24 protein-coding genes are annotated in these 24015 nt (G+C 62.7%); 14 read left to right on the top strand and 10 right to left on the bottom strand.

Translation table 11 applies throughout. From position 1 onward, the window contains the following. Positions 1 to 131 precede the first annotated feature (131 nt). The gene (locus tag B2J77_RS00285; RefSeq protein WP_023532474.1) at positions 132 to 455 is read left to right on the top strand and encodes a DUF883 family protein; all 324 of its coding nucleotides are present in this window, start codon (positions 132 to 134) and stop codon (positions 453 to 455) included. On the opposite strand, the gene B2J77_RS00280 is transcribed toward B2J77_RS00285, so the two are convergent. Further along, positions 452 to 1348 carry a LysR family transcriptional regulator gene (locus tag B2J77_RS00280; protein WP_078479374.1) on the bottom strand — a complete coding sequence of 299 codons (897 nt, stop codon included), beginning with the start codon at positions 1346 to 1348 and terminating at the stop codon, positions 452 to 454. The two genes, B2J77_RS00285 and B2J77_RS00280, sit on opposite strands and share 4 nt — an antisense overlap. 108 nt (positions 1349 to 1456) lie before the next feature. Here B2J77_RS00280 and trpB point away from each other — a divergent pair, with 108 nt between their 5' ends. Both trpB and trpA read left to right on the top strand, forming a co-directional pair. After that, the gene (gene trpB, locus B2J77_RS00275; protein ID WP_023532832.1) at positions 1457 to 2674 is read left to right on the top strand and encodes a tryptophan synthase subunit beta; all 1218 of its coding nucleotides are present in this window, start codon (positions 1457 to 1459) and stop codon (positions 2672 to 2674) included. Beyond that, on the top strand, positions 2671 to 3480 hold the full coding sequence (trpA, locus tag B2J77_RS00270) for a tryptophan synthase subunit alpha (RefSeq protein ID WP_078477763.1): 810 nt from the start codon (positions 2671 to 2673) through the stop codon (positions 3478 to 3480). Before trpB ends, trpA begins: the two co-directional genes overlap by 4 nt. A 251-nt stretch (positions 3481 to 3731) precedes the next feature. Here trpA and B2J77_RS00265 read toward each other — a convergent pair whose 3' ends face one another. Both B2J77_RS00265 and B2J77_RS00260 read right to left on the bottom strand, forming a co-directional pair. Further along, positions 3732 to 4070 (bottom strand): DOPA 4,5-dioxygenase family protein, encoded by a 339-nt coding sequence (locus B2J77_RS00265; RefSeq protein WP_058603643.1) that lies wholly within the window; start codon positions 4068 to 4070, stop codon positions 3732 to 3734. A gap of 55 nt (positions 4071 to 4125) precedes the next feature. Next, positions 4126 to 5025 carry a choline sulfate utilization transcriptional regulator gene (locus B2J77_RS00260; protein WP_058603642.1) on the bottom strand — a complete coding sequence of 300 codons (900 nt, stop codon included), beginning with the start codon at positions 5023 to 5025 and terminating at the stop codon, positions 4126 to 4128. 108 nt (positions 5026 to 5133) lie between these two features. Here B2J77_RS00260 and betC point away from each other — a divergent pair, with 108 nt between their 5' ends. The 3 genes from betC (at position 5134) to B2J77_RS00245 (ending at position 9251) form a co-directional block, all read left to right on the top strand. After that, complete coding sequence (betC, locus tag B2J77_RS00255; RefSeq protein ID WP_058638750.1) at positions 5134 to 6651, top strand: choline-sulfatase; 1518 nt, start codon at positions 5134 to 5136, stop codon at positions 6649 to 6651. A 14-nt stretch (positions 6652 to 6665) separates the two neighbouring features. Next, entirely contained in the window at positions 6666 to 7595 is a 930-nt protein-coding gene (gene choX, locus B2J77_RS00250) for a choline ABC transporter substrate-binding protein (protein ID WP_078477762.1), read from the top strand. A gap of 90 nt (positions 7596 to 7685) precedes the next feature. Next, positions 7686 to 9251 (top strand): SulP family inorganic anion transporter, encoded by a 1566-nt coding sequence (locus B2J77_RS00245; RefSeq protein WP_078477761.1) that lies wholly within the window; start codon positions 7686 to 7688, stop codon positions 9249 to 9251. Between the two features lie 39 nt (positions 9252 to 9290). On the opposite strand, the gene aroE is transcribed toward B2J77_RS00245, so the two are convergent. Together aroE and hemF are read right to left on the bottom strand one after the other, a co-directional pair. Beyond that, entirely contained in the window at positions 9291 to 10115 is an 825-nt protein-coding gene (gene aroE, locus B2J77_RS00240; protein ID WP_058638753.1) for a shikimate dehydrogenase, read from the bottom strand. Positions 10116 to 10140: 25 nt separating this feature from the next. Continuing rightward, positions 10141 to 11052 carry an oxygen-dependent coproporphyrinogen oxidase gene (hemF, locus tag B2J77_RS00235; RefSeq protein ID WP_058638754.1) on the bottom strand — a complete coding sequence of 304 codons (912 nt, stop codon included), beginning with the start codon at positions 11050 to 11052 and terminating at the stop codon, positions 10141 to 10143. Between the two features lie 134 nt (positions 11053 to 11186). On the opposite strand from hemF, the gene B2J77_RS00230 reads away from it, so the two are divergent. Next, positions 11187 to 12164, top strand: coding sequence for an NADPH:quinone reductase (locus tag B2J77_RS00230; RefSeq protein ID WP_058638755.1), 978 nt, complete (start codon positions 11187 to 11189; stop codon positions 12162 to 12164). Between the two features lie 130 nt (positions 12165 to 12294). Here B2J77_RS00230 and B2J77_RS00225 read toward each other — a convergent pair whose 3' ends face one another. The 3 genes from B2J77_RS00225 to dprA all read right to left on the bottom strand — a co-directional run bounded on the left by B2J77_RS00225 (position 12295) and on the right by dprA (position 14672). Then, complete coding sequence (locus B2J77_RS00225; protein ID WP_058638756.1) at positions 12295 to 12600, bottom strand: hypothetical protein; 306 nt, start codon at positions 12598 to 12600, stop codon at positions 12295 to 12297. 375 nt (positions 12601 to 12975) lie between these two features. Continuing rightward, on the bottom strand, positions 12976 to 13533 hold the full coding sequence (locus tag B2J77_RS00220) for an L-threonylcarbamoyladenylate synthase (RefSeq protein WP_027913284.1): 558 nt from the start codon (positions 13531 to 13533) through the stop codon (positions 12976 to 12978). 41 nt (positions 13534 to 13574) lie between these two features. Continuing rightward, positions 13575 to 14672: a DNA-processing protein DprA gene (dprA, locus tag B2J77_RS00215; RefSeq protein WP_078477760.1), complete on the bottom strand. Its 1098-nt coding sequence runs from the start codon at positions 14670 to 14672 to the stop codon at positions 13575 to 13577. Positions 14673 to 14879: 207 nt separating this feature from the next. Between dprA and def the strand changes: the two genes are divergently transcribed. From def to B2J77_RS00190, 5 genes are read left to right on the top strand one after another with little or no spacing between them, the layout of a single operon-like run. After that, positions 14880 to 15386 (top strand): peptide deformylase, encoded by a 507-nt coding sequence (def, locus tag B2J77_RS00210; protein WP_023532616.1) that lies wholly within the window; start codon positions 14880 to 14882, stop codon positions 15384 to 15386. 59 nt (positions 15387 to 15445) lie between these two features. Further along, on the top strand, positions 15446 to 16378 hold the full coding sequence (gene fmt, locus B2J77_RS00205; protein ID WP_058638758.1) for a methionyl-tRNA formyltransferase: 933 nt from the start codon (positions 15446 to 15448) through the stop codon (positions 16376 to 16378). Beyond that, a complete protein-coding gene (gene rsmB / locus B2J77_RS00200; RefSeq protein WP_078477759.1) occupies positions 16375 to 17685 on the top strand; it encodes a 16S rRNA (cytosine(967)-C(5))-methyltransferase RsmB in 1311 nt (436 codons plus the stop codon). Before fmt ends, rsmB begins: the two co-directional genes overlap by 4 nt. Before the next feature lie 19 nt (positions 17686 to 17704). After that, positions 17705 to 19078, top strand: coding sequence for a Trk system potassium transporter TrkA (trkA, locus tag B2J77_RS00195; RefSeq protein ID WP_058602697.1), 1374 nt, complete (start codon positions 17705 to 17707; stop codon positions 19076 to 19078). 10 nt (positions 19079 to 19088) lie between these two features. Beyond that, complete coding sequence (locus B2J77_RS00190) at positions 19089 to 19397, top strand: tetratricopeptide repeat protein (RefSeq protein ID WP_078477758.1); 309 nt, start codon at positions 19089 to 19091, stop codon at positions 19395 to 19397. 55 nt (positions 19398 to 19452) lie between these two features. On the opposite strand, the gene B2J77_RS00185 is transcribed toward B2J77_RS00190, so the two are convergent. Both B2J77_RS00185 and B2J77_RS00180 read right to left on the bottom strand, forming a co-directional pair. Further along, positions 19453 to 20340 (bottom strand): lysophospholipid acyltransferase, encoded by an 888-nt coding sequence (locus tag B2J77_RS00185; protein ID WP_058638761.1) that lies wholly within the window; start codon positions 20338 to 20340, stop codon positions 19453 to 19455. A gap of 41 nt (positions 20341 to 20381) precedes the next feature. After that, positions 20382 to 20933 carry a DNA-3-methyladenine glycosylase I gene (locus tag B2J77_RS00180; protein WP_078477757.1) on the bottom strand — a complete coding sequence of 184 codons (552 nt, stop codon included), beginning with the start codon at positions 20931 to 20933 and terminating at the stop codon, positions 20382 to 20384. Positions 20934 to 21016: 83 nt separating this feature from the next. Between B2J77_RS00180 and glyQ the strand changes: the two genes are divergently transcribed. Both glyQ and glyS read left to right on the top strand, forming a co-directional pair. Continuing rightward, positions 21017 to 21964, top strand: coding sequence for a glycine--tRNA ligase subunit alpha (glyQ, locus tag B2J77_RS00175; protein ID WP_023532379.1), 948 nt, complete (start codon positions 21017 to 21019; stop codon positions 21962 to 21964). Then, positions 21961 to 24015 carry a glycine--tRNA ligase subunit beta gene (gene glyS / locus B2J77_RS00170; RefSeq protein ID WP_058602700.1) on the top strand — a complete coding sequence of 685 codons (2055 nt, stop codon included), beginning with the start codon at positions 21961 to 21963 and terminating at the stop codon, positions 24013 to 24015. Before glyQ ends, glyS begins: the two co-directional genes overlap by 4 nt.

The raw sequence follows: 24015 nt of genomic DNA, 5'->3' as shown, positions 1-24015 counted from the left end.
CGATAACGTTGAGCCTAGCAGCGCAGTGCTGGTTTACCTGCGAGCAGGCGCAGCGGCAGAAAGTTCGATCGCACTTTCGCTTCGCTTGATAGTCGCAATCTCTAGAGCCCATAACGCGAAGGAGAGTCAACATGCCCCGCAACTCGCTGCGTAAAACATCACTGGAAAGCATGGAAGCCGAGATCGAGAGCCTCCTGAAAAGCCTGGAAAGCCTCAAGAACGACGCGTCCGAGGAATCCCAGAAGTCCCTCAAGGCTATCCGCAGCAATGCCGAGACGGCCCTGAAGCACTCGCGCAGCCTACTGAGCGACGCCTACGAAGAAGTCAAAGACCGCACGGTCAAGACCAGCATCGCTACCCGCGACTACGCCCAGGAACACCCCTACACCACCGCTGGCGTGGCCGTAGGCGCACTGGGCCTGCTGGCTGCCTACCTGCTGTGCAAGCGCAACTAAGCGCTCTGCCCGGCCAACTCGGCGCGTAACCACTGCGCCAGCTGCTCGGCGCGCCCATCTGCGGCGCGCCGTGGCACCCACAGTGCCAACGCTGCAGGCGTTGCGCTAAAGCCCCATGGCGCAATCAGGCGCCCTGCACGCAAGTCATCGGCCACCAATGGCTCAGGCGCGATGGCCACCCCCAATCCTGCGACTGCCGCTTCCAACAAGTAATACAGGTGCTCGAACGACTGCCCATATTTCAGCGCCTGGGCATCGAGGCCGTTGGCCAACGCCCATGTAGGCCAGGCTTGCGGGCGCGACGTGGTGTGCAGCAAGGATTCTTCCAATAGCTGGCTGACCGCCGTCTTGCGCAGGCGCCCAGTGCCCTCGAAGTGCGGGCTGACGACTGGCCCAATACGTTCCTGCGCCAGTACGTGAACCTGCATGTCCGCTGGCCACGGCGGTTCGGCGTACACCAGTAACGCATCCAGCCCGGGGCGACGCGGGTCAAGGTCGCCCTCACCGGCAGAAAGATGCAGGCGAAGCTCAGGCAAGTCGGCATTCAAGCGCCCCAGACGCGGGATGAACCAACGCGCCAGCAAGCTCCCGGAACAGCCAAGCACAAAAGGTGCGTGCTCCACTTCGCGGGCCAGCTCCCGGCATACCCCGCGCAGCCGATCAAAGACCTCACCACTGACGTCACGCAACCTGACGCCAGCATCTGTGAGTTTCACACCTCGCCCATCCTTGGCGAACAGGGCAACGCCAAGGTGCGCTTCCAGCGCTTTGATTTGCCGGCTAACTGCGCCATGGGTCACGTGCAGCGCTTCAGCTGCTTGGCTGACGCTGTTGAGCCGGGCAGTCGCCTCGAAGGCGCGCAAGGCATTGAGGGGCGGGAGATCACTGGCCATTACGTGTGAGTTTTCCTGACAGGTCAGCGCAATCTTATCGGTTTTCATCGGAGCAGGTCATGGTTACAGTAAAGCCCATCACTCATTCGTTATGCCTTGGAGCGTCTCATGACCCAGTCCCAATATCGCCCCGGCCCCGATGCCAATGGCCTGTTCGGCTCGTTCGGCGGCCGCTACGTGGCCGAAACACTGATGCCACTGGTACTGGACCTGGCCCGTGAGTACGAAGCGGCCAAGGCAGACCCTGCATTTCTCGAAGAACTGGCTTACTTCCAACGCGACTACATTGGCCGTCCCAACCCGTTGTATTTCGCCGAGCGCCTGACCGAGCACTGCGGTGGTGCCAAGATCTACTTCAAGCGCGAGGAGCTCAACCACACCGGCGCGCACAAGGTGAACAACTGCATCGGCCAGGTACTGCTGGCCAAGCGCATGGGCAAAAAGCGCCTGATCGCCGAAACCGGTGCCGGCATGCATGGCGTCGCTACCGCCACCGTGGCGGCGCGTTTCGGGTTGCCTTGCGTGATCTACATGGGCGCTACCGACATCGAGCGGCAGCAGGCCAACGTGTTCCGCATGAAACTGCTGGGCGCTGAAATCGTGCCGGTCACCGCTGGTACCGGCACCTTGAAAGACGCCATGAACGAGGCCCTGCGCGACTGGGTCACCAATGTCGACGACACGTTCTACCTGATCGGCACCGTAGCCGGCCCGCACCCCTACCCAGCCATGGTTCGGGACTTCCAGTCGATCATCGGCAAGGAAACCCGCGCCCAGATGCAGGAAAAGGAAGGCCGACTGCCGGACAGCCTGGTGGCCTGCGTGGGTGGCGGGTCCAATGCCATGGGCCTGTTCCACGAGTTTCTCGAAGAGCCGAGCGTTCAGATCATCGGTGTCGAGGCGGGCGGGCACGGCGTACAGACCGACAAGCACGCTGCCAGCCTGAACGGCGGAGTGCCTGGGGTACTGCACGGCAACCGTACCTACTTGCTGCAGGACGCCGACGGCCAGATCACCGATGCCCATTCGATCTCAGCAGGCCTGGACTATCCGGGCATCGGCCCCGAGCACGCTTATCTACACGAAGTGAAGCGGGTCGAATACGTCAGCATCACCGATGACGAGGCCCTGGATGCCTTCCACGCATCCTGCCGGCTCGAAGGCATCATTCCCGCGCTGGAAAGCGCCCATGCGCTGGCCGAAGCCATCAAGCGCGCCCCGTCCTTGCCCAAGGACCACCTGATGGTGATCTGCCTGTCGGGGCGTGGGGACAAGGATATGCACACCGTCATGAACCACATGGCCGCCCAGGAGAAACAGGCATGAGCCGTCTTGAACAACGTTTCGCCGAGCTGAAAACCGAAGGCCGCGCAGCACTGGTCACCTTCGTCACTGCAGGTGATCCAGGCTATGACGCCTCGCTCCAGATTCTCAAGGGCCTGCCGGCGGCAGGTGCCGACGTGATCGAACTGGGCATGCCGTTCACCGACCCCATGGCCGACGGCGTGGCCATCCAGCTGGCCACCCTGCGTGCACTCGAGGCTGGCCAGACCTTGGCCAAGACGCTGCAGATGGTTCGCGAATTCCGAGTGGATGACCAGACCACGCCGATCGTGCTGATGGGTTACTACAACCCGATTCACCGCTTTGGCGTGGAAGCGTTCGTGGCCCAGGCCAACAAAGCCGGTGTCGATGGCCTGATCATCGTCGACCTGCCGCCTGAGCATGACGACGAACTGGCCAGCCCGGCCCAGGCTGCGGGTATCGACTTCATCCGCCTGACCACCCCGACTACCGACGACGCGCGCCTGCCCCGCGTGCTGGAGCGCAGCTCCGGGTTCGTCTACTACGTGTCGGTGGCCGGTGTGACCGGTGCAGGCTCGGCGACGACAGAACATGTGACCGAAGCCATTGCGCGCTTGCGTCGCCATACGGATTTGCCGATCAGCGTCGGGTTTGGCATTCGCACCCCCGAGCAGGCGGCCAACATCGCCCGTCTCGCCGACGGTGTGGTGGTAGGCTCAGCCCTGGTCGACAAAATTGCCCACGCGCAGAACCCCGGTCAGGCGGTAGACGATGTGTTGAGCCTGTGCTCGGCCTTGGCAGAAGGGGTACGTGGCGCTCGGCGCTAAGGGATGGTTGTCGCTCGGTTGCCCGAGGCTATCTTGAGCGGCAGCTCATGTTGCAACGCTGATATCCTAGGGCCGCTGCGCGGCCCATCGCGGCGCACTTGAGAGATGCGTATACCTGTAGGAGCGGCCTTGTGCCGCGATGGGCCGCATAGCGACCCCAGCAATATGAGCTGCGAAGCTGAAATCCTGGGGCTGCTTCGCAGTCATCGCGGCCGCTCCGGCAAGAACGCGCCTAAGATTGGATCGCTCAATTAACGCCCTTCGCCAAAACCCGACAAGTCCAGAGGCCGCAGCGCCCCCATCCAGATCGCATGATCGCGGTGGTCTGCCAGCTCATCCCCGGTAAGCGGGTGCAAAAAGACCACCAGCCCCCTGCGGTGCAACGCCAGCCAGGGCAGCACCACGCCAATAAGCTCAGGCTCGAACGCCAACTGACAGCTCCAGTCCGGATGCGGCCCAACAGGCCTGGTGTGCATACGCCCCATGGTGACCGGAAACAGCGCGGCTGCCTCCTCGCACAAGGCTCGCGCCTGCTCCAAGGTGGAGGCGTCGTAGTACACGTGGGCGTGATAACCCTTGATTCTCTGCACAGCTACTCCTGATGTGCGTCGATTCTGACAACATGCCACAAGCGGGCCCAGCATCTCAGAGGCAACGCTCGTGCTCAAGCCAATCCACGAAGCGTGCGATCAACGCCCCGCGACGCTTGCGCGGCGGCAATACGGCGTAATACCCACGTGCCGACCGCAAGGTGCCCTCCAACGGCCGGCACAGCAACCCTTGGTCGACCAGCCCATCCACCAGATGCCGCCAGCCGATCGCCATGCCCTGGCCCGCGATGGCGGCCTGGATCAACAACGTGTAGTTGTCGAACCGCAGCTGCCCCGCAGGCGGCGCGCTGGTCACCCCGAGCCCGCGAAAGACACCTGCCCAGTCGAACCACCGGCTCGCCTGCTCACCCTTGAGATGCAGCAGCGGCAAACGCTGCAAAGCCGCGGCAGACAAGGGTTTGCCATGGACAAGGCGAGGGCTGCATACCGGGAAAACCTCCTCATCGAACAGCCAACGGCTCTCGCCTTGATGAAAACGCCCATCGCCGAATAGCACCGCCACGTCAATGTCCGGGCGCAACATGCCTTGGCTTCGCTCACCCGTCACCAGGCTCACATCGACCTGTGGATACGCTTCATGAAAGCGCTGCAGACGGGGCATCAACCAGAACGCAGCGAATGCAAAATCCGTCGCCACCTGAAGTACTTCACGCTGATGGCGCCCGCTTGCGCGGGCCACGCCATCGTCCATGGTTTGCAACCCCTGGCTGGCGTACTCGAACAACACTTGGCCCGCCTCGGTCAGCTCGATGCCCCGGTAGATGCGATCGAACAGCCGCGCGCCCAGTTGCGCCTCCAGGCGTTTTACCTGCTGACTGATTGCCGGTTGCGTGGTGCCCAGCTCCAAGGCAGCTGCCGTAAAGCTGCGCAAGCGTGCGGCTGCCTCGAACACGCGTAGGGTATCCAACGACAATCCAGCAAGGTGTTCAAACATAAGCCTGGCTAATCCCACGCATTGCCCTACGGGGGCTTTACCCATGTTATGCACAGCCGCATCGTGGTAGGCAAGCATTGCGCATAACCTTCAACGATGGGAGCTTGCATGAAACGCCCTAATATCCTGTTCATTATGGCTGATCAGATGGCAGCACCCTTGCTGCCCATCTACGCCGACTCACCCATACAGATGCCTCATCTCACTCGTCTGGCTGCACAGGCCGTGGTGTTCGATTCGGCTTACTGCAATAGCCCGCTGTGCGCCCCCTCGCGTTTCACCCTCGTCAGTGGTCAGCTCCCTAGCCGTATTGGGGCCTATGACAACGCGGCTGACTTCCCCGCCGATATCCCCACCTACGCCCACTATCTGCGCCGCTTAGGCTATCGCACGGCGCTGTCCGGCAAGATGCATTTCTGCGGGCCCGATCAACTGCACGGCTATGAGGAACGCCTGACCAGCGATATCTACCCGGCCGACTACGGCTGGGCCGTGAATTGGGATGAGCCTGACGTGCGACCAAGCTGGTACCACAACATGTCCTCAGTGCTGCAGGCCGGGCCATGCGTACGTACGAACCAGCTGGATTTTGACGAGGAAGTGGTGTTCAAGGCGCGTCAGTATTTGTATGACCACGTCCGTGAAAACGACGGCCGCCCGTTCTGTCTGACAGTGTCCATGACCCACCCTCACGATCCCTACACCATCCCCAAACGCTACTGGGATCGCTACGACGGTGTGGATATCCCGTTACCCAAGCACACGGATAGCCAAGCCTCGCTCGATCCCCACTCCCAGCGATTGCTCAAGGTCTACGACCTTTGGGACAAACCGCTCCCTGTGGACAAAATCCGCGATGCCCGGCGGGCCTACTTCGGCGCTTGCAGCTACATCGACGACAATATCGGTCAATTGCTGCACACCCTTGAGGAATGCAACCTCGCCGACGACACCTTGATCGTGTTCTCGGGCGACCATGGCGACATGCTGGGTGAGCGCGGCCTCTGGTACAAAATGCATTGGTTCGAGATGTCAGCCCGTGTACCGCTCCTGATCCATTCCCCGCAACGCTTCGCGGCCGGCCGCGTCAGTGCGTCCGTCTCGACCTGCGACCTGCTGCCTACCCTGGTCGAGCTGGCAGGTGGGGCTGTGGATAAATCCCTTCACCTGGACGGCCGCTCACTGCTTGGCCATCTGCGAGGGCAGGGTGGTCACGACGAAGTGATTGGTGAATACATGGCCGAGGGTACCGTCGGCCCGCTCATGATGATCCGCCGCGGTTCCTACAAGTTCGTGTACAGCGAGGACGACCCCTGTCTACTCTATGACCTGAGCCGCGACCCGTACGAGCGGGAGAATCTGGCTACCAGCCCGGATCATCAGGCATTGCTGCAGGGGTTCGTCACCGAGGCGCGCCAGCGCTGGGACATACCCGGCCTGCGCAAGCAGGTGCTGGCCAGCCAGCGACGTCGCCGTCTGGTGGCCCAGTCACTGGCCATTGGCAAGTTGAGCAGCTGGGATCACCAACCTTGGGTGGACGCCAGTCAGCAGTACATGCGCAACCACATCGATCTTGACGACCTCGAGCGCAAGGCACGTTATCCACAGCCCGCCCCACTGGATTGAAAAGAGAGCCCGCCATGCATACGTTCGCTGCTACCTTGTTCGCGCTAGCCGTCAGCCTGAGTACGCTTAACGCCCAGGCCGCCGATAACAACGCGCAATGCTCAACCGTCAAGCTGGCCGACCCCGGGTGGAGTGACATCGCCACCACCAACGCAGTGGCCCGGCTGTTGCTTGAACCCCTGGGGTACCAGGTGAAGGTGGAGAGCCTGGCGGTGCCGATCATCTATGGCGGGCTCAAGGATGGCCAAGTCGATGCCTTTCTTGGGAGCTGGATGCCTGCGCACCAAGGCTTCCATGACAAGTTCGTCGCCAACGGGGATGTGCAGCAGCTCTCGCGTAACCTGCAAGGAACCGAATTCACCCTGGCGGTGCCGGACTATGTGTGGAAAGGCGGGGTACGTGATTTCGCGGACTTGAACAAGCACGCCGATCAGTTTGGCAGGAAGCTGTACGGCATTGGCTCAGGCGCGCCGGCCAATCTCTCGCTGCAAGAGATCATCAAGGGTGATGCCTTCGGCCTGAGCAAATGGAAACTGGTGGAGTCCAGCGAGCAGGCCATGCTGGCCCAGGTGGATCGAGCGGTCAAGAAACAGCAGTACATAGCCTTCCTCGGCTGGACGCCGCACCCCATGAACGTGAAGCTGAACATGCATTACTTGACCGGTGGCGAGAAGTGGTTCGGTAGCAAAGGCGACGTGTTCACGCTGACACGTAAGGGTTATCCACAAGCCTGCCCGAACGCGGCAAAGTTGCTGAGCAACCTGAGCTTCACGCTGGACATGGAAAACACCATCATGGCCGAGGTTGTGGATAAGAAGATCAGCTTCGACGAGGCGGCCAGGGCCTGGGTAAAAGCGCACCCCGAGGCACTGGATGGCTGGCTGAACGGCGTGACCACCAAAGCGGGTGCAGACGCCGTCGCGGCCGTGAAACAAACATTGTAAACAGCGAGTGGAGAGCGGATCTGTCTGCGGTTGATTCGTGAAACAGATCACCTCTCCAGAACAGACACATCCTGGGGATTTGACCACCCTATGCATCGCCTCATACGCCTGCTGCCCTTTCTAGCCTGGCTGCCGCGCCAGACGCCCCGCAGCTTGCGTCAGGACCTGCTGGTAGGTTTGAGCGGCGCCATCCTTGCGCTCCCGCAATCCATCGCCTATGCCCTGATCGCCGGCCTGCCAGCGGAATATGGGCTGTATGCAGCCATCGTCCCGGTGCTGATCGCCTGCCTGTGGGGGTCCTCCTGGCACCTGATCTGCGGACCGACGGCGGCCATTTCCATCGTGCTTTACGCCAGTGTCAGCCCGTTGGCAGTAGCAGGAAGCGATGACTACATCACCCTTGTGCTGCTGCTGACCTTTCTGGGCGGTGTCTTCCAGTTGCTGCTGGGGCTTCTGCGTTTCGGGGCCTTGGTCAATTTCGTCTCGCATTCGGTAGTGATCGGCTTCACCCTTGGGGCTGCCGTGGTCATCGCGCTGGGGCAGCTGCCCAACCTGCTCGGGCTGGATTTGCCCAGCCAGGCCACCGCCTTGAAGACGGCTCAGGACTTGGCCAGCCATGCCGGCGAAATGGATGTGCCGTCCTTGATACTGGGGGCGCTTACCGTTGCAGTGGGCATGGCGCTGAAACTATGGCGCCCCCGCTGGCCCAGCCTGTTGATAAGTCTGTTGGCCGTCAGCCTGCTGGCGTGGCTGCTGCCCGGCGTGTTCGAGCACGTGCCGCGTGTACCGGCGTTCGAGGGGCGCCTGCCACCTCTGAGTGCCGTGCCGCTGCTGGACATGGACCTGATACTGCGCCTGCTCCCCAGCGCCGTGGCCGTTGGCATGCTGGGGCTGGTGACCAGCTTGTCCATCGCCCGTTCGTTGTCTGCGCGCTCCGAGCAACTGATTGACGCCGACCAGGAGATACGTGCCCAAGGGCTCTCCAACATCGTCGGTGCGTTCTTTTCCGGCTACCTCTCGTCGGGCTCGTTCACCCGATCGGGCCTGAGCTATGACGCAGGCGCACGCTCGCCCATGGCCGGGGTGTTCTCGGCGCTGTGGGTAGCGGTGTTTGCCGTCGCCGGTGCCGGCCTGATCGCGCACCTGCCGATTCCGGCGATGGCCGGCAGCATTCTGTTGATTTGCTGGGGGCTGGTTGATCGCAAGGCCATCGGCGCATTGCTGCGTGTGAGCCGTGCCGAGTTCGTGGTCATGGCGCTGACGGCAGCGGCCACCTTGCTCCTGGAATTGCAGACGGCCATCTATGCCGGTGTGCTGGTTTCCCTGTTCTTCTACCTCAAGCGCACCTCGCGTCCGCGCATCCACCAGAGCCGCGAAGGCGATGCGGACATCTTGCGTGTAGGCGGCTCGATCTTCTTCGGTGCCGCGCATTACCTGCAAGTACGCCTGCAGCGCTGCCAGGGCCCGCAGGTGGTCATGGATGCGCGGCAGGTCAACTTCATCGACTATTCAGGGGTGGACATGCTGCACCGCGAGGCGAGGCGGCTGCAGCGAACGGGCGGCAGCCTGACCTTGCGCGGCGCCAGGCCACAGGTGATCGAAGAGTTGCACAAGCTCGAAGGCCCGGCGCGTTGCCCAATCCGGTTCGAGGACTGAGCAGCCACATGAAGCGCCGCTCAGGCGCCCAGCTTGCTGTCAGCCCCGCGCCAGCTGGCGGCGCAGTTCAGCGAGAACCGGAGCAGTGTCCGGCCGCACACCGCGCCACACATAAAAAGCTTCGGCGGCTTGTTCGGCCAGCATCCCCAGACCGTCCAGCACCTTGGCAGCGCCATGTTGGGTGGCCCACTGGCAGAACGGCGTTGGCGCCTTGCCATACATCATGTCGTAGCACACCGTGCGACCGGGTTCGATGAGGCTGCTGGCAATCGGTGGCAGCTCACCGGCCAGGCTGGCCGAGGTTGCATTGATGATCACGTCCACCGGCTCTTGCAACCAGGCGAACCCGCTGGCCACCACCGGCCCCAGCTCATCGAACGCCTCGGCCAGGCGTTCGGCCTTTTCCACCGTGCGGTTGGCGATCACCAGTGACTGCGGGTTTTGCGCTAGCAGCGGCTCCAGCACCCCGCGCACGGCGCCGCCGGCACCGAGGACAAGGATGCGTTTACCTGCCAGTTCCACACCGGCATTGACGGTCAGGTCACGGACCAGCCCCGCACCGTCGGTGTTGTCCCCCTGCAAAGTACCGTCGTGCAGCTTGCTGAGCGTGTTCACCGCGCCTGCACGACGCGCGCGCGGGGTAAGGCTGTCGCACAGGCGATAGGCTTCTTCCTTGAATGGCACGGTGACGTTGGCACCGCTGCCTTGCTTGAAGAAGCCGCGCGCGCAGTCACTGAAGTCGTCCAGCGGCGCCAGCAGCGTGGCGTACTCCAGGTCCTGGCCGGTCTGTTCGGCGAACAGGCGATGAATCAGCGGCGACTTGCTGTGGCCGATCGGGTTGCCAAAAACGACGTACTGGTCCATGACGGCTCCTTGAATGGTTACAGGCTTACTGGCCGAGCCAGTCACGGTCTTGCAGGAAGTACTCGGTCAGCCGCGCCTCTTCGCTGCCTGGCGCGGGTTTCCAGTCGTAGCCCCAGCGTACCTGCGGTGGCAGCGACATGAGGATGGACTCGGTGCGCCCGCCAGACTGCAGCCCGAATAACGTGCCACGGTCGTATACCAGGTTGAACTCGACGTAACGGCCCCGGCGAAACTCCTGGAATTCCCGTTGCTGTGGGGTATAGGGCGTACCCTTGCGGCGCTGCACGATGGGCAGGTACGCGTCGATATAGGCATCGCCGATGGCGCGGATGAAGGCGAAGCAGGTATCGAAGTCCCACTCGTTCAGGTCATCGAAGAACAGCCCGCCGATGCCACGGGGCTCACCCCGGTGCTTGAGGTGAAAATACCGGTCGCACCAGGCCTTGTAGCGTGGGTAAACATCGGCGCCAAAAGGCGAGCACGCCTGTTCCGCGATTCGATGCCAGTGCACGCAATCTTCCTCCACACCGTAATACGGCGTCAGGTCGAAGCCACCGCCGAACCACCAGACCGGCTCTTCGCCTTCCTTCTCGGCGATGAAAAACCGCACGTTGGCGTGGGAAGTAGGCACGTGGGGGTTATGCGGGTGGATCACCAGCGACACCCCGAGCGCCTGGAAACCGCGCCCAGCCAACTCCGGCCGATGGGCGCTGGCTGAAGGCGGCAACCCGGTGCCGAACACATGGGAGAAATTCACCCCGCCTTTCTCGATGACGGTGCCTTCGCCGATCACCCGCGTACGGCCCCCGCCACCCGCTTCGCGCACCCAGGCGTCCTCGACGAAGCGGGCGCCGCCGTCTTCGCGTTCCAGGGCTGAGCAGATGCGGTCTTGCAAGTCGAGCAGATAGGCTTTCACAGCCTCGGTGCGGCTAATCATCGGGTCACCAGGAGCGGGCAGGAAACAAGTGGCGCGTAGCATAACACCGCCTGCCAGCGCCCCGCAGTTGACGGCAGTCAAGCAAAGGCGTCCGATAGAGGCCCCTTTCCCGATCCCGAATCCAGGAGTACGAGATGGCCAAGCGTATCCAGTTCAGCCAGCACGGCGGCCCCGAAGTGCTGCAGTGGGTTGACTTCGAGCCCGCTGACCCTGGGCCTCAGCAAGTGCGCGTGCGCAACCACGCTGTGGGCCTGAACTTCATCGATACCTATTTCCGCAGCGGTTTGTACGCGCCGCCGTCCCTGCCTTCGGGCCTGGGTACCGAAGGGGCAGGGGTAGTCGAGGCCGTGGGCCCTGGCGTGTCCCGATTGAAGGTCGGCGACCGCGTGGCGTATGGCGGGGGCCCATTGGGCGCCTACGGCGAGGTGCACACGCTGCCTGAGGCCAACCTGGTCAAGCTGCCAGAGGCCATCAGCTTCGAGCAGGCTGCCGCCGTCATGCTCAAGGGCCTGACCGTGCAGTACCTGCTCAAGCAGACCTACGCTGTGCAGCCTGGCGATGTAATTCTGTTCCATGCGGCCGCAGGCGGTGTGGGTTCGCTGGCGTGCCAGTGGGCAAAGGCGCTGGGTGCCAAGCTCATCGGTACCGTGAGCTCTGCCGAAAAAGCCGAGCGGGCCAAGGCCTTGGGCGCCTGGGCCACCATCGACTACAGCCAGGAGGATGTCGCCAAACGGGTGCTGGAGCTGACCGACGGCAAGAAATGCCCAGTCGTGTATGACGGCGTGGGCGCCGACACCTGGCTGACGTCGCTCGATTGCCTGCAAGCGCGGGGGTTGATGGTGAGCTTCGGCAATGCCTCGGGTGCGGTGAGCGGTGTGAACCTGGGCATTCTGGCGCAGAAGGGCTCGCTGTACGTCACACGGCCGACCCTGGCGACCTATGCCAACAACGCCGAGAACACCCAGGCCATGGCTGATGACCTCTTCGCCATGATTGCCAGCGGCAAAGTGACGGTGGATATCCAGCAGCGCTACCCGCTCAGCGAAGCGGCCAAGGCCCAGAGCGAGCTGTCGGCGCGGCGGACTGTGGGGTCCACTGTGTTGTTGCCTTGATTGGCAGAAGGTCGCGTTATGGCGACCAGGTGCTTGCCTTGGTTTTGTAGTGTTGCGCAGATCGAGCGCCGCCCACGCGGCGCTCGATCTCACAGGCGCTAAAAATCTAAAGGCGAACACCTGTCAGCCCTCACACCTTCTTATGCGACGGCGGAGTCGACTCGATGCCATCCAGGATGGCCTCGACTACGCCTTCTGCCATTTCAATCGCATGCAGGTTCGACCAGAACATGCCACGGCCTTCTTCTCGCATGTAATCCAGGGCTTTGTAGCCGGTTTCGTAAGCGCTACGCAGGTACAGGGCTACATGGACCAGAGCGTCCTCGGCGGAAATGTTCGGGTTGACTGCAAACAGCGGCTCGTGACCTGCGTCGCAGCGGCCAAATGGGTGGGCGGAAGTAGAAGGAAGGGGTGGATCAGGTACGATTTTTTTCATGGCTTGCTCCAGACGATGAAGCTGGCGCCAAGCCGTTACCACACGGTTAAGGCGGCAGCTGTACGCGAGGTGGTAAACCGGGCTGGAGCGCTCCCGGCAGGCATGACGCCTCCCGCGCACAGCTGCCATAGCTGTGACGCCCCAGGTACATCCGGGTTACCACACCCGATCGCCAAGGTATTTGGCGACAGCTGAAGCCTATGGGGAGAGGTTCCTACTGAAAAGGTGATGGAAGGGGACGCGGCTCGTAGGATATTTCCCAAACCGAATATCAAACAACCGCCTTGGCAAAAATCAGAAAAAACCAAGTCGTCATGAGGGGCATGGCTCAGGCGCTCGGTCCAAGCCTGGCCAACAGCATGGCCCGCAGGTGCATCAACCCGGCCGCACCACTTCACCGGTAGCCAGATTGCGAATCAAACTCGGGTTCTTCCGCCCGCCCAACGCCCCACCCAGCACCAGATCCAGTTGTCCGTGGAAGTACTGCTCCACCCGCAGCCGGGTCTTTGCCGCAGGGCGCCCGCCAGGGTTGCACGACGTGGAGATCAGCGGCCCGACCAACGCGCACAGCTCGCGCACCACGGGGTGGTCGCTGACGCGAAGCGCTACGGTGTCGTGCTGCCCGGTCACCCATTCAGGTAACAGATCCTGATGCGGCACCAGCCAGGTGTTGGGACCAGGCCAGGTGCTGGCCATCCGGTCGATCCAGTCTTCGGGGAAGTCTTCGAACAGGAAGTCGAACTGGCGGATGTTGTCAGCGACCAGGATCAACCCCTTATCCACAGGTCGCGACTTCAGTGCCAGCAGCCGATAGACCGCGTCCTCGTTCCACGGGTCGCAGCCCAGGCCCCAGACCGCCTCCGTCGGGTAGGCGATCACTGCGCCAGCCCGGATTTCACGTGCGGCTTGTTGCACACGAAAACTGCTCACCATTGATGTTTCTCCACTGGGAATGTTGCCTGGGCGCAGTTTACTCAGCCCGAGCGGGCAAACCAACGTCCCGCTTGATTGCTGACCCGGCCAGCGAGCTCCAGATCGGTGAGCTGCGCCAGTACCTCTGCCAGCGGCTGCTCACTGCAATGGGCCAGGCTTTCGGTGCTCTGCGGTGCCGCATGCAGCAGCGCCAGCAGCGGGTGATCGAAGGTGTCTGCAGCTGCCGGAGGCAGGTTCTGCCAGCCTTGCAGGGTTTCGAGTATCTGCTCGACGCTTTCGACAAGCAGGGCGCCGTCGCGGATCAGCTGGTGACAGCCCTTGGCGCCGGGGTGATGAATGGAGCCGGGAATGGCATAGACCTCACGGCCCTGCTCGGCGGCGAGCCGGGCCGTGATCAACGAGCCACTGGCCAGGCTGGCCTCGACCACCAGCACACCCAACGAAAGACCGCTGATGATGCGGTTGCGCCGGGGAAAATTACCGGGCAGCGGCCCGGCGTCGAGCGGGTACTCCGACACCAGTGCACTGCCGTTGTCGATCATCGCCTGGGCCAACGGCTTGTGCCGCTGTGGATAAAGTTTTTCAAGCCCTGTGCCCAGTACGCCTATCGTGGCCCCGCCAGCCTGCAGCGCAGCACGGTGAGCGGCACCATCGATGCCTACCGCCAGGCCACTGGTGACGACGAAGCCCGCCTGGGCAAGGTACCTGGCAAATGCGCCAGCCGTGTCCACCGCCGGCGGCGTCGCGCGGCGGCTGCCCACGATCGCCAGTTGTGGGCGGCTGAGCAGTGAAGCGTTCCCCGCCACGAACAGCAGCGGCGGGGCATCGTCGATTTCGGCGAGCAGTGCGGGGTAGTCTGGGCTGTCCCACATCAGCAATTGCTGGCCCGGACGCTCTAGCCAGCGCATTGCAGCACTGGCCGCATCCCGCACTTGAGGGCTGCGCCTTGCATCGATGCTGGCATGGGGGATGCCCAGTGCGCGCCAGGCAGCACCGGGGGCACTGAGCGCCGATGAGGCACTTCCGAAGGCCTCGATCAGGGTAGAAAAGCGGCGCAAGCCGGTCTCAGGAAGGCAATGCAGGCGCAACCGCGCCTCCAGTTCTGCAGGCGGGCAAGTAGATAAAGAGCAATCAGACATCGGCAATCATCCTTGATGCGAAACGGTTGATTCAGGCTGCGCAACCTGTGGATAACTCTGTGAGTAACACTTTGAAAAGCTGTCCATTGGCTGGGGGCTATCACGCCAATAGTCACCCTAGACGAGGTTGCCTGGTGCCGAAGTCCGCGTTTCCCTTTATTATGTGTGTTCAGTTTTCAACCAAACGCACAGTGACTGCCTGACCTTATGGCCATTTTGAACATTCTCGAATTCCCGGACCCGCGCCTGCGCACCATCGCCAAACCGGTGACGGCGTTCGACGACGCCCTGCGCCAGCTGATCGACGACATGTTTGAAACCATGTACGAAGCCCCTGGCATCGGCCTGGCTGCGACCCAGGTCAACGTGCACCAGCAAGTCGTGGTGATGGACCTCAGCGAAGACCGCAGCGAACCTCGCGTCTTCATCAACCCGTCGGTCGAGGAACTGACCGATGACATGGGCCAGTACCAGGAAGGTTGCCTGTCAGTGCCGGGCTTCTACGAGAACGTCGATCGGCCCCTGCGCGTGAGGGTCAAGGCCCAGGATCGTGACGGCACACCGTTCGAGCTGGAATGCGAAGGCCTGCTGGCGGTGTGCGTGCAGCACGAGTTCGATCACCTCAATGGCAAGCTGTTCGTCGACTACCTGTCACAGCTCAAGCGGGATCGAATCAAGAAGAAGCTGGAAAAACAGCACCGCCAGCAAGCCTGATTCCCACCTTCCAGAAGGCTTGCTCCGGCAAGCCTTTTTCTTTTTGCAGCGAGAACACCATGCGCATCGTCTTTGCAGGCACTCCCGAGTTTGCCGCCGAACATCTCAAGGCTTTGCTCGACAGCCCGTACGAAGTCGTGGCCGTCTACACCCAGCCCGATCGCCCGGCAGGCCGCGGTCAGAAGCTGATGCCCAGCGCCGTCAAGGCGCTGGCCGTGGCCCATGACATCCCGGTGATGCAACCACCAAGCCTGCGCAATGCCGAGGCCCAGGCACAATTGGCAGCCTTGGCACCCGACCTGATGGTCGTGGTTGCCTACGGCTTGATCCTGCCTCAGGCGGTACTGGACATCCCGCGCCTTGGCTGCATCAACAGCCACGCGTCCCTGCTGCCACGCTGGCGCGGGGCGGCCCCGATTCAGCGGGCAGTGCAGGCGGGCGATGCCGAAAGCGGCGTGACCGTCATGCGCATGGAAGCGGGCCTGGACACCGGCCCCATGCTGCTCAAGGTCGTCACCCCGATCAACGCCACTGATACCGGCGGCAGCCTGCACGATCGCCTGGCGCAAATGGGGCCGGCGGCCGTCATCCAGGCCATCGCCGGGCTGGCCGATGGCACCTTGCACGGCGAGACGCAGGACGACGCCCTGGCTACCTATGCGCACAAGCTGAACAAGGACGAAGCGCGTCTGGACTGGTCCCTGCCAGCTGAACAGCTGGAGCGCCTGATTCGGGCATTCAACCCTTGGCCGATTTGCCACAGCACGCTCGACGGGGAAACCGTGAAGGTGCTGGGTGCGTGCTTGGCCACAGGGCAGGGCGCACCCGGTGAAATCCTGGCGGCAAGCAAAGACGGCCTGGTGGTTGCCTGCGGCGAGCAGGCGCTCAGCCTGACCCGCCTGCAATTGCCGGGTGGCAAAGCGCTAGCCTTCGCTGACCTGTTCAACAGCCGCAAAGAGAAATTCACGCCAGGCAAGGTGCTCGGCCAATGAACCCACGCCTGGCTGCCGCCCGTGCCCTTGCCGCTGTGCTCAGCGGCAAGGCCTCCCTCAACAGCTCCCTGCCCGCGCAACTGGACAAGGTCGAGGACCGTGACCGCGGGCTGACCCAAGACCTGGCCTTTGGTACCGCCCGTTGGCAGCCGCGCCTGGGCCTGCTGGCAGCGCAGCTGTTGCAAAAGCCCTTCAAGGCCGCCGATGCCGATGTGCAGGCGTTGTTGCTGATTGGCTTGTACCAGTTGTTCTATACCCGCATCCCGGCTCATGCCGCCATTGGTGAAACCGTGGGTTGCGCCGACAAGCTGAAAAAACCCTGGGCCAAGGGGCTGCTGAACGCGGTGCTGCGCCGTGCACAGCGCGACGGCGAAGCCATGCTGGCCGACATGGAGCGCGACCCGGTAGTGCGCACCGCCCATCCACGCTGGCTGCAAAAGGCGCTCAAGGCCTTCTGGCCGGACCAGTGGGAAGCCATCTGCGCCGCCAACAATGCGCACCCGCCGATGATCCTGCGCGTCAACCGCCGCCATCACAGCCGCGACGGCTACCTGAAGCTGCTCGCCGATGCAGGCGTCCAGGCCCAGGCCTGCGCGTATAGCCGTGACGGTATCGTGCTGGCCGAGCCGCGGGATGTTCGCGGCCTGCCAGGCTTTGCCGAGGGCTGGATCAGCGTCCAGGACGAAGCCGCGCAACTGGCCGCCGACCTGCTAGAGCTGGCGCCCGGTCAACGCGTGCTCGACGCATGCTGCGCCCCGGGAGGCAAGACCTGCCATGTGCTGGAGGCCGAAGCCGGGCTCTCTCACGTGGTGGCCATCGACCTTGAAGCCAAGCGCCTGGTGCGCGTGCGCGAAAACCTCGACCGCCTGAGGCTCGACGCCGAACTGATCGCCTGCGATGCCCGCGACACGGCCAGTTGGTGGGATGGCAAACCGTTCCAGCGCATCCTGCTGGACGCTCCTTGCTCGGCCACTGGCGTCATCCGTCGTCATCCAGACATCAAGCTCACTCGCCAGGCCGAAGACATCGCGCCGCTGGCGGCCTTACAGGGCGAGTTGCTCGATGCCCTGTGGCCAACACTGGAGGTGGGCGGCATGCTGCTGTACGCCACCTGCTCCAGCCTACCGACCGAAAATACCGAGGTGATCGGCGCCTTCCTGGCGCGCACGCCAGGCGCACGCGAGCTGGACCTGGCCACCGAAGCGGGCCTGCGCCAGACGCATGGGCGCCAGTTGTTGGCCCAGGAAGGCGGCCACGACGGTTTCTACTATGCCAAGCTGATCAAGATTGCCGCCTCGCGCGGTTGAGCACACTGGGGAGTAGCGGATGAAGATCATCATCCTGGGCGCCGGCCAGGTGGGCGGAACGCTTGCAGAGCACCTGGCCAGCGAGGCCAACGACATCACCGTGGTCGACACCGATGGCGACCGCCTGCGCGACCTGGGTGATCGCCTGGATATCCGCACTGTGCAGGGGCGTGGGTCGCTGCCTACGGTGTTGCGACAGGCAGGCGCCGAGGACGCCGACATGCTGGTTGCCGTGACCAACAGCGACGAGACCAACATGGTCGCGTGCCAGGTGGCCTACTCGCTGTTCCACACACCGACAAAAATCGCCCGGGTGCGCGAGTCGGCCTACCTGACCCGCGAAGAACTGTTCGACAACGATCACATCCCGGTCGATGTGCTGATCAGCCCAGAACAGGTCGTCACCCACTACATCAAGCGCCTGATCGAACAGCCCGGTTCGTTGCAGGTTATCGACTTCGCCCAGGGCAAGGCGCAGTTGGTGGCCGTGAAGGCGTACTACGGCGGCCCGCTGGTCGGCCAGCAGCTGCGCCAGATACGCGCGCACATGCCCCATGTGGAAACCCGGGTGGCGGCGATCTTCCGCCGTGACCGCTCGATCACACCGCGCGGTGACACGGTGATCGAGGCCGATGACGAGGTGTTCTTCATCGCCGCCAAAAAGGATATCCGGGCGGTCATGGGTGAGCTGCGCCGCATCGATGAAACCAACAAGCGTGTCGTCATCGCTGGCGGCGGGCAGATAGGCGAGCGCCTGGCCGAAGCCATCGAAAGCCGCTACCAGGTAAAAATCATCGAGATGAACCCGGCACGCTGCCGCTACCTGTCCGATACGTTGGACAGTACCGTGGTGCTGCAGGGCAGCGCATCGGACAAGGACCTGATGCTGGAAGAAAACATCGCCGACACCGATATCTTCCTGGCTCTGACCAACGATGACGAAGCCAACATCATGTCGTCCCTGCTGGCCAAGCGCCTGGGTGCACGCAAGGTCATGACGATCATCAACAACCCGGCCTATGTAGACCTGGTGCAGGGGGGTGAAATCGACATTGCCATCAGCCCGCAATTGGCCACCATCGGCACTTTGCTGGCGCATGTGCGCCGTGGCGATATCGTGAGCGTGCATTCGCTGCGTCGTGGTGCAGCCGAAGCCATCGAGGCGGTGGCCCACGGTGATGCGAAGTCGAGCAAGGTGGTGGGCAAGGCAATCGAGGACATAACCCTGCCCCCAGGCACGACCATCGGTGCCATCATTCGCCACGACAGTGTGCTCATCGCGCACGACACGACAGTCATCGAATCAGGTGACCACGTGATCCTATTCGTTGTGGACAAGAAACACATTCGGGATGTGGAAAAGCTGTTCCACGTCGGCTTGAGTTTCTTCTAGGAGGCGGGACATGCGCCAATCGTTGGAAAACATGCTGGCCAAGGGTGTGGATAACCCATTGCTGCGCTTTGGCTTGGGCAAGGCTTGGCTCGACGAAGGCAATGGCGCGCAGGCTGCAGTGCACCTGGCTCGCTGTGTCGAGCAGGACCCCAAGTACTCGGCAGCCTGGAAGTTGTTAGGCAAGGCCTACCAATTGCTGGCGGACCTGCCAGCGGCGCGCAAGGCCTGGGAAGACGGCATCGCGTCGGCGCAGGCCCATGGTGACAAGCAGGCCGAGAAAGAGATGACGGTGTTTCTCAAGAAACTCGACAAACGCTGAGCTCGCTAGCGCCGACGCATCGGCTGCCAGACAGCCGCTGCTGGCGATGCGCGCCTCAGTACCAGCGCGCCTCACCTGCCGGACGCTTCTTGAAGCGCTTCATGCTCCACATGTACTGGCTGGGATACTCGCGCACATACCGCTCGACCACCTTGCTCATCGCGGCCGCCGACTCGTGCACGTCGGTGCTATACATCGCCTCCGGCGCGGCTTCCAGAAACACCTTGAAGCCTGAGCCATCAGGCAGACGCAGGGCATGCAGGAAAACCCCGACTGCCTTGCCGCCAGCCAGCATGTTCGGCACGAACTTGCTGGTCAGCGCCTCAGTGCCCAGGAAGGGAACGAATACACCCGCCGATTCGGCCGGCTCGGGGTCGGCCGGGATGCCGACCTGGCCACCGCGCCGAACTTCCTTGATCACACTGAGGATGCCTTCCTTGGTCGAAGGTGCCACGCGGTTGCCCATCTGCACACGCTGCTCGCGCAGCAGGTCGTCCACCGCCTTGAGCTTGGGTGGGCGGTAGAAAATGATCGGCTTGCATTGGTTGCAATAGAAGTGGTTCAGCACTTCCCAGTTGCCCAAATGACTGGTGATACCCACAACCCCCTTTCCTGACGCCAGGGCCTGCTCCAGCACCTCCAGCCCATGCACCTCCTTGACCAGTTCCAGCGAACGGTGTGGGGGCCAGATCCAGGCGCAGGCGCTTTCGACGAAGGATTTGCCAATATCCCGCAGTGCCTGGCCGACCAGCTGCTCGCGGGCAACCGGGTCCATCTCGGGGAAGCATTTGGCCAGGTTGATGCGCACCACGTTGCGCGAGCCATTGGGTATTTTCCACATCAGCCAGCCGATGCCGGCCCCGACGCGTTGCACCGCACCCCAGGGCAACTTGGCGAACAGTCGCAGCACCCCGACCATCAGGGCGCCCTTGAACTTTTCCACAGGCGAGTTCCTTATTTCAGCAAGACGGGCATTGTAACCCTTCAGTGGGACAAGGCGGCGTAGCGATCACAGTCGGTGGTGTGGTCCATGACCATGCCGGTTGCCTGCATGAAGGCATAGCAGATGGTCGGGCCGACGAAGGTGAAGCCGGCCTTGCGCAACGCCTTGCTCATGGCTTGGGCTTCTTCGGTCACGGCCGGGACTTCGCTGCGCGTGTTGAAATGATTGATCTTCGGGGCGCCGCCGACGAACGACCATAGCCACTCGGCGGGGTTATCCACAGCCAGCCAGGCCTGGGCATTGCGCCTGGCAGCCTTGAGCTTGAGCCGATTGCGGATAATGCCGGCATCCTGCATCAACGCCTCGATGCGCTCGTCGCTCATCACCGCGAGTTTCGCAGGATCGAAGCCCTCCAGCACTTCACGGTAGCGCTTGCGCTTGCGCAGCACGGTGATCCAGGAAAGCCCTGCCTGGAACCCTTCGAGCAAAAGCATCTCGAACAGCAACGCCGGGTCACGCTGGGGCGTTCCCCATTCCTGGTCATGGTAGGCCTGGTACAACGGATCGTCGGTACACCAAAAGCAGCGTGGCATAAGGCTCCAATGAGTAGAGGGCGAGGCGAATCAGGTTATACTCCCGCTCTTTACATCCGCATCCCCAGATACAGGTGAATTTCGTGAGCCAGCCTACGCCAGCCGTGCGTACCTTCCAAGACCTGATCCTCGCCCTGCAGAACTACTGGGCCGAGCAAGGTTGTGTGGTGCTTCAGCCCTACGATATGGAAGTAGGCGCCGGCACTTTCCACACCGCTACCTTCCTGCGCGCAGTGGGTCCAGAAACCTGGAACGCCGCCTACGTGCAGCCAAGCCGTCGCCCTGCCGACGGGCGGTATGGCGAAAACCCCAACCGCCTGCAGCATTACTATCAATTCCAGGTGGTGCTCAAGCCCAACCCGGCCAACTTCCAGGAGCTGTACCTCGGCTCGCTGAAGGCCATCGGTCTGGACCCGTTGGTGCACGACATTCGCTTCGTCGAAGACAACTGGGAATCGCCAACCCTCGGCGCTTGGGGCCTGGGCTGGGAAATCTGGCTCAATGGCATGGAGGTGACCCAGTTCACCTACTTCCAGCAGGTCGGTGGTATCGAATGCTACCCGGTGACGGGTGAAATCACCTATGGCCTGGAGCGCCTGGCCATGTATATCCAGGGCGTGGACTCGGTCTACGACCTGGTATGGGCCGATGGTCCGTTCGGCAAGGTCAGCTACGGCGACGTGTTCCACCAGAACGAAGTGGAGCAGTCGACCTACAACTTCGAGCACGCCAACGTCGAGAAATTGTTCGAGCTGTTCGACTTCTACGAAAGCGAAGCCAACCGCCTGATCAAGCTGGAGCTGCCGTTGCCGACCTATGAAATGGTCCTCAAGGCATCCCATACGTTCAACCTGCTCGATGCCCGTCGCGCCATCTCGGTGACCGAGCGCCAGCGTTACATCCTGCGGGTGCGAACCCTGGCCCGCGACGTGGCGCAAAGCTACCTGCAGGCCCGTGCGCGCATGGGCTTCCCGATGGCGACCCCCGAACTGCGTGACGAAGTGTTGGCTAAGCTGGAGGCTGCACAATGAGTGCTCAAGATTTCCTGGTAGAACTGGGCACCGAAGAGCTGCCACCCAAGGCCCTTGCGACCCTGGGCGACGCGTTTTTGGCCGGTATCGAAAAAGGCCTGCAAGCTGCTGGCCTGAACTACACCGGCAAATCGGTCTACGCCGCGCCGCGTCGCCTGGCGGTGCTGATCCGTCAACTCGATGTGCAGCAGCCTGACCGCAGCATCAACATTGATGGCCCGCCCCTGCAAGCGGCCTTCAACGCAGAAGGCGAGCCGACCCAGGCTGCACTGGGCTTTGCCAAGAAGTGCGGTGTGGAGCTGGCCGACATCGACCGTAGCGGCCCCAAGCTGCGCTTCTCCCAGCACATCCCCGGCAAGGCGACCGCAGGCCTGCTGCCGACCATCGTCGAAGACTCGCTCAACGACCTGCCTATTCCCAAGCGCATGCGCTGGGCGGCAAGCCGTGAAGAGTTCGTGCGTCCGACCCAATGGCTGGTGATGCTGCTAGGCGATCAGGTGGTCGACTGCACCCTGTTGTCCCAGAAAGCCGGCCGCCAATCGCGCGGGCACCGCTTCCACCATCCGGAAAACGTCACCATCAGCGCCCCGGCCAACTATGTCGAAGACATGCGCAAGGCCTACGTGCTGGCCGATTTCAGTGAGCGTCGCGACCTGATCGCCAAACGCACCGCCGAGCTGGCCATGCAGCAGGAAGGCACCGCTATCGTGCCGCCCGCGTTGCTGGACGAGGTGACCGCGCTGGTCGAGTGGCCGGTACCGCTGGTGTGCTCGTTCGAAGAGCGTTTCCTGGAGGTGCCGCAAGAAGCCTTGATCACCACCATGCAGGACAACCAGAAGTACTTCTGCCTGCTCGACAGCGAAGGCAAGCTGCTGCCGCGCTTCATCACCGTGGCCAACGTCGAGAGCCGCGACCCCAAGCAGATCGTGCAGGGTAATGAAAAGGTCGTGCGTCCGCGCCTGACCGACGCCGAGTTCTTCTTCAAGCAGGACAAGAAGCAACCGCTGGAAACCTTCAACGAGCGCTTGAAGAATGTGGTATTCCAGGCCCAGCTGGGTACGGTCTATGACAAGGCCGAGCGAGTATCGAAACTGGCAGCGTTCATTGCGCCCTTGATTGGCGGCGATGCTCAACGGGCCGCGCGTGCCGGCTTGCTGTCCAAGTGCGACCTGGCCACGGAAATGGTCGGTGAGTTCCCAGAGATGCAGGGCGTAGCCGGCTACTACTACGCGCTCAACGACGATGAACCGCAGGATGTGGCGCTGGCGCTGAACGAGCAGTACATGCCACGCGGTGCTGGTGCAGAACTGCCTCAGACCTTGACCGGTGCTGCCGTCGCCATCGCCGACAAGCTCGATACCCTGGTGGGTATCTTCGGCATCGGCATGCTGCCAACCGGCAGCAAGGACCCGTACGCCCTGCGCCGCGCCGCACTGGGCGTGCTGCGTATCCTGATCGAGAAGCAGCTGGACCTGGACCTGACCGGTGCCGTGCAGTTCGCGGTCAAGCAATACGGGGCCAAGGTCAAGGCTGCCGGGCTGGCTGACCAGGTGCTGGAGTTCATCTTCGACAGGCTGCGTGCTCGATACGAAGACGAAGGCATCGACGTCGCCACCTACCTTTCGGTTCGCGCGCTTCAGCCGGGTTCTGCACTGGACTTCGATCAGCGCGTTCAGGCTGTCCAGGCCTTCCGCAAGCTGCCCGAAGCCGAGGCACTGGCCGCCGTCAACAAGCGCGTGTCGAACCTGTTGAGCAAGGCAGAAGGCGCCATCGCCGAACAGGTCGAGCCCAAGTACTTCGACAACGCCAACGAGTTCTCGCTGTACTCGGCCATCCAGCAAGCCGATCAGGCTGTGCAACCGATGGCTGCTGCACGCCAGTACAGCGAGTCGCTGGCGCGCCTTGCCGCACTGCGTGATCCGGTCGATGCCTTCTTCGAGGCCGTGATGGTCAATGCCGAGGACGCCAAGGTACGTGCCAACCGATATGCCCTGCTCAGCCGTCTGCGTGGGCTGTTCCTGGGCGTGGCCGACATTTCGCTGCTGGGGTAA

Source organism: Pseudomonas parafulva (assembly GCF_002021815.1).
Lineage (GTDB): Bacteria > Pseudomonadota > Gammaproteobacteria > Pseudomonadales > Pseudomonadaceae > Aquipseudomonas > Aquipseudomonas parafulva_B.
This window is presented reverse-complemented; position numbering and strand designations above follow the sequence as displayed.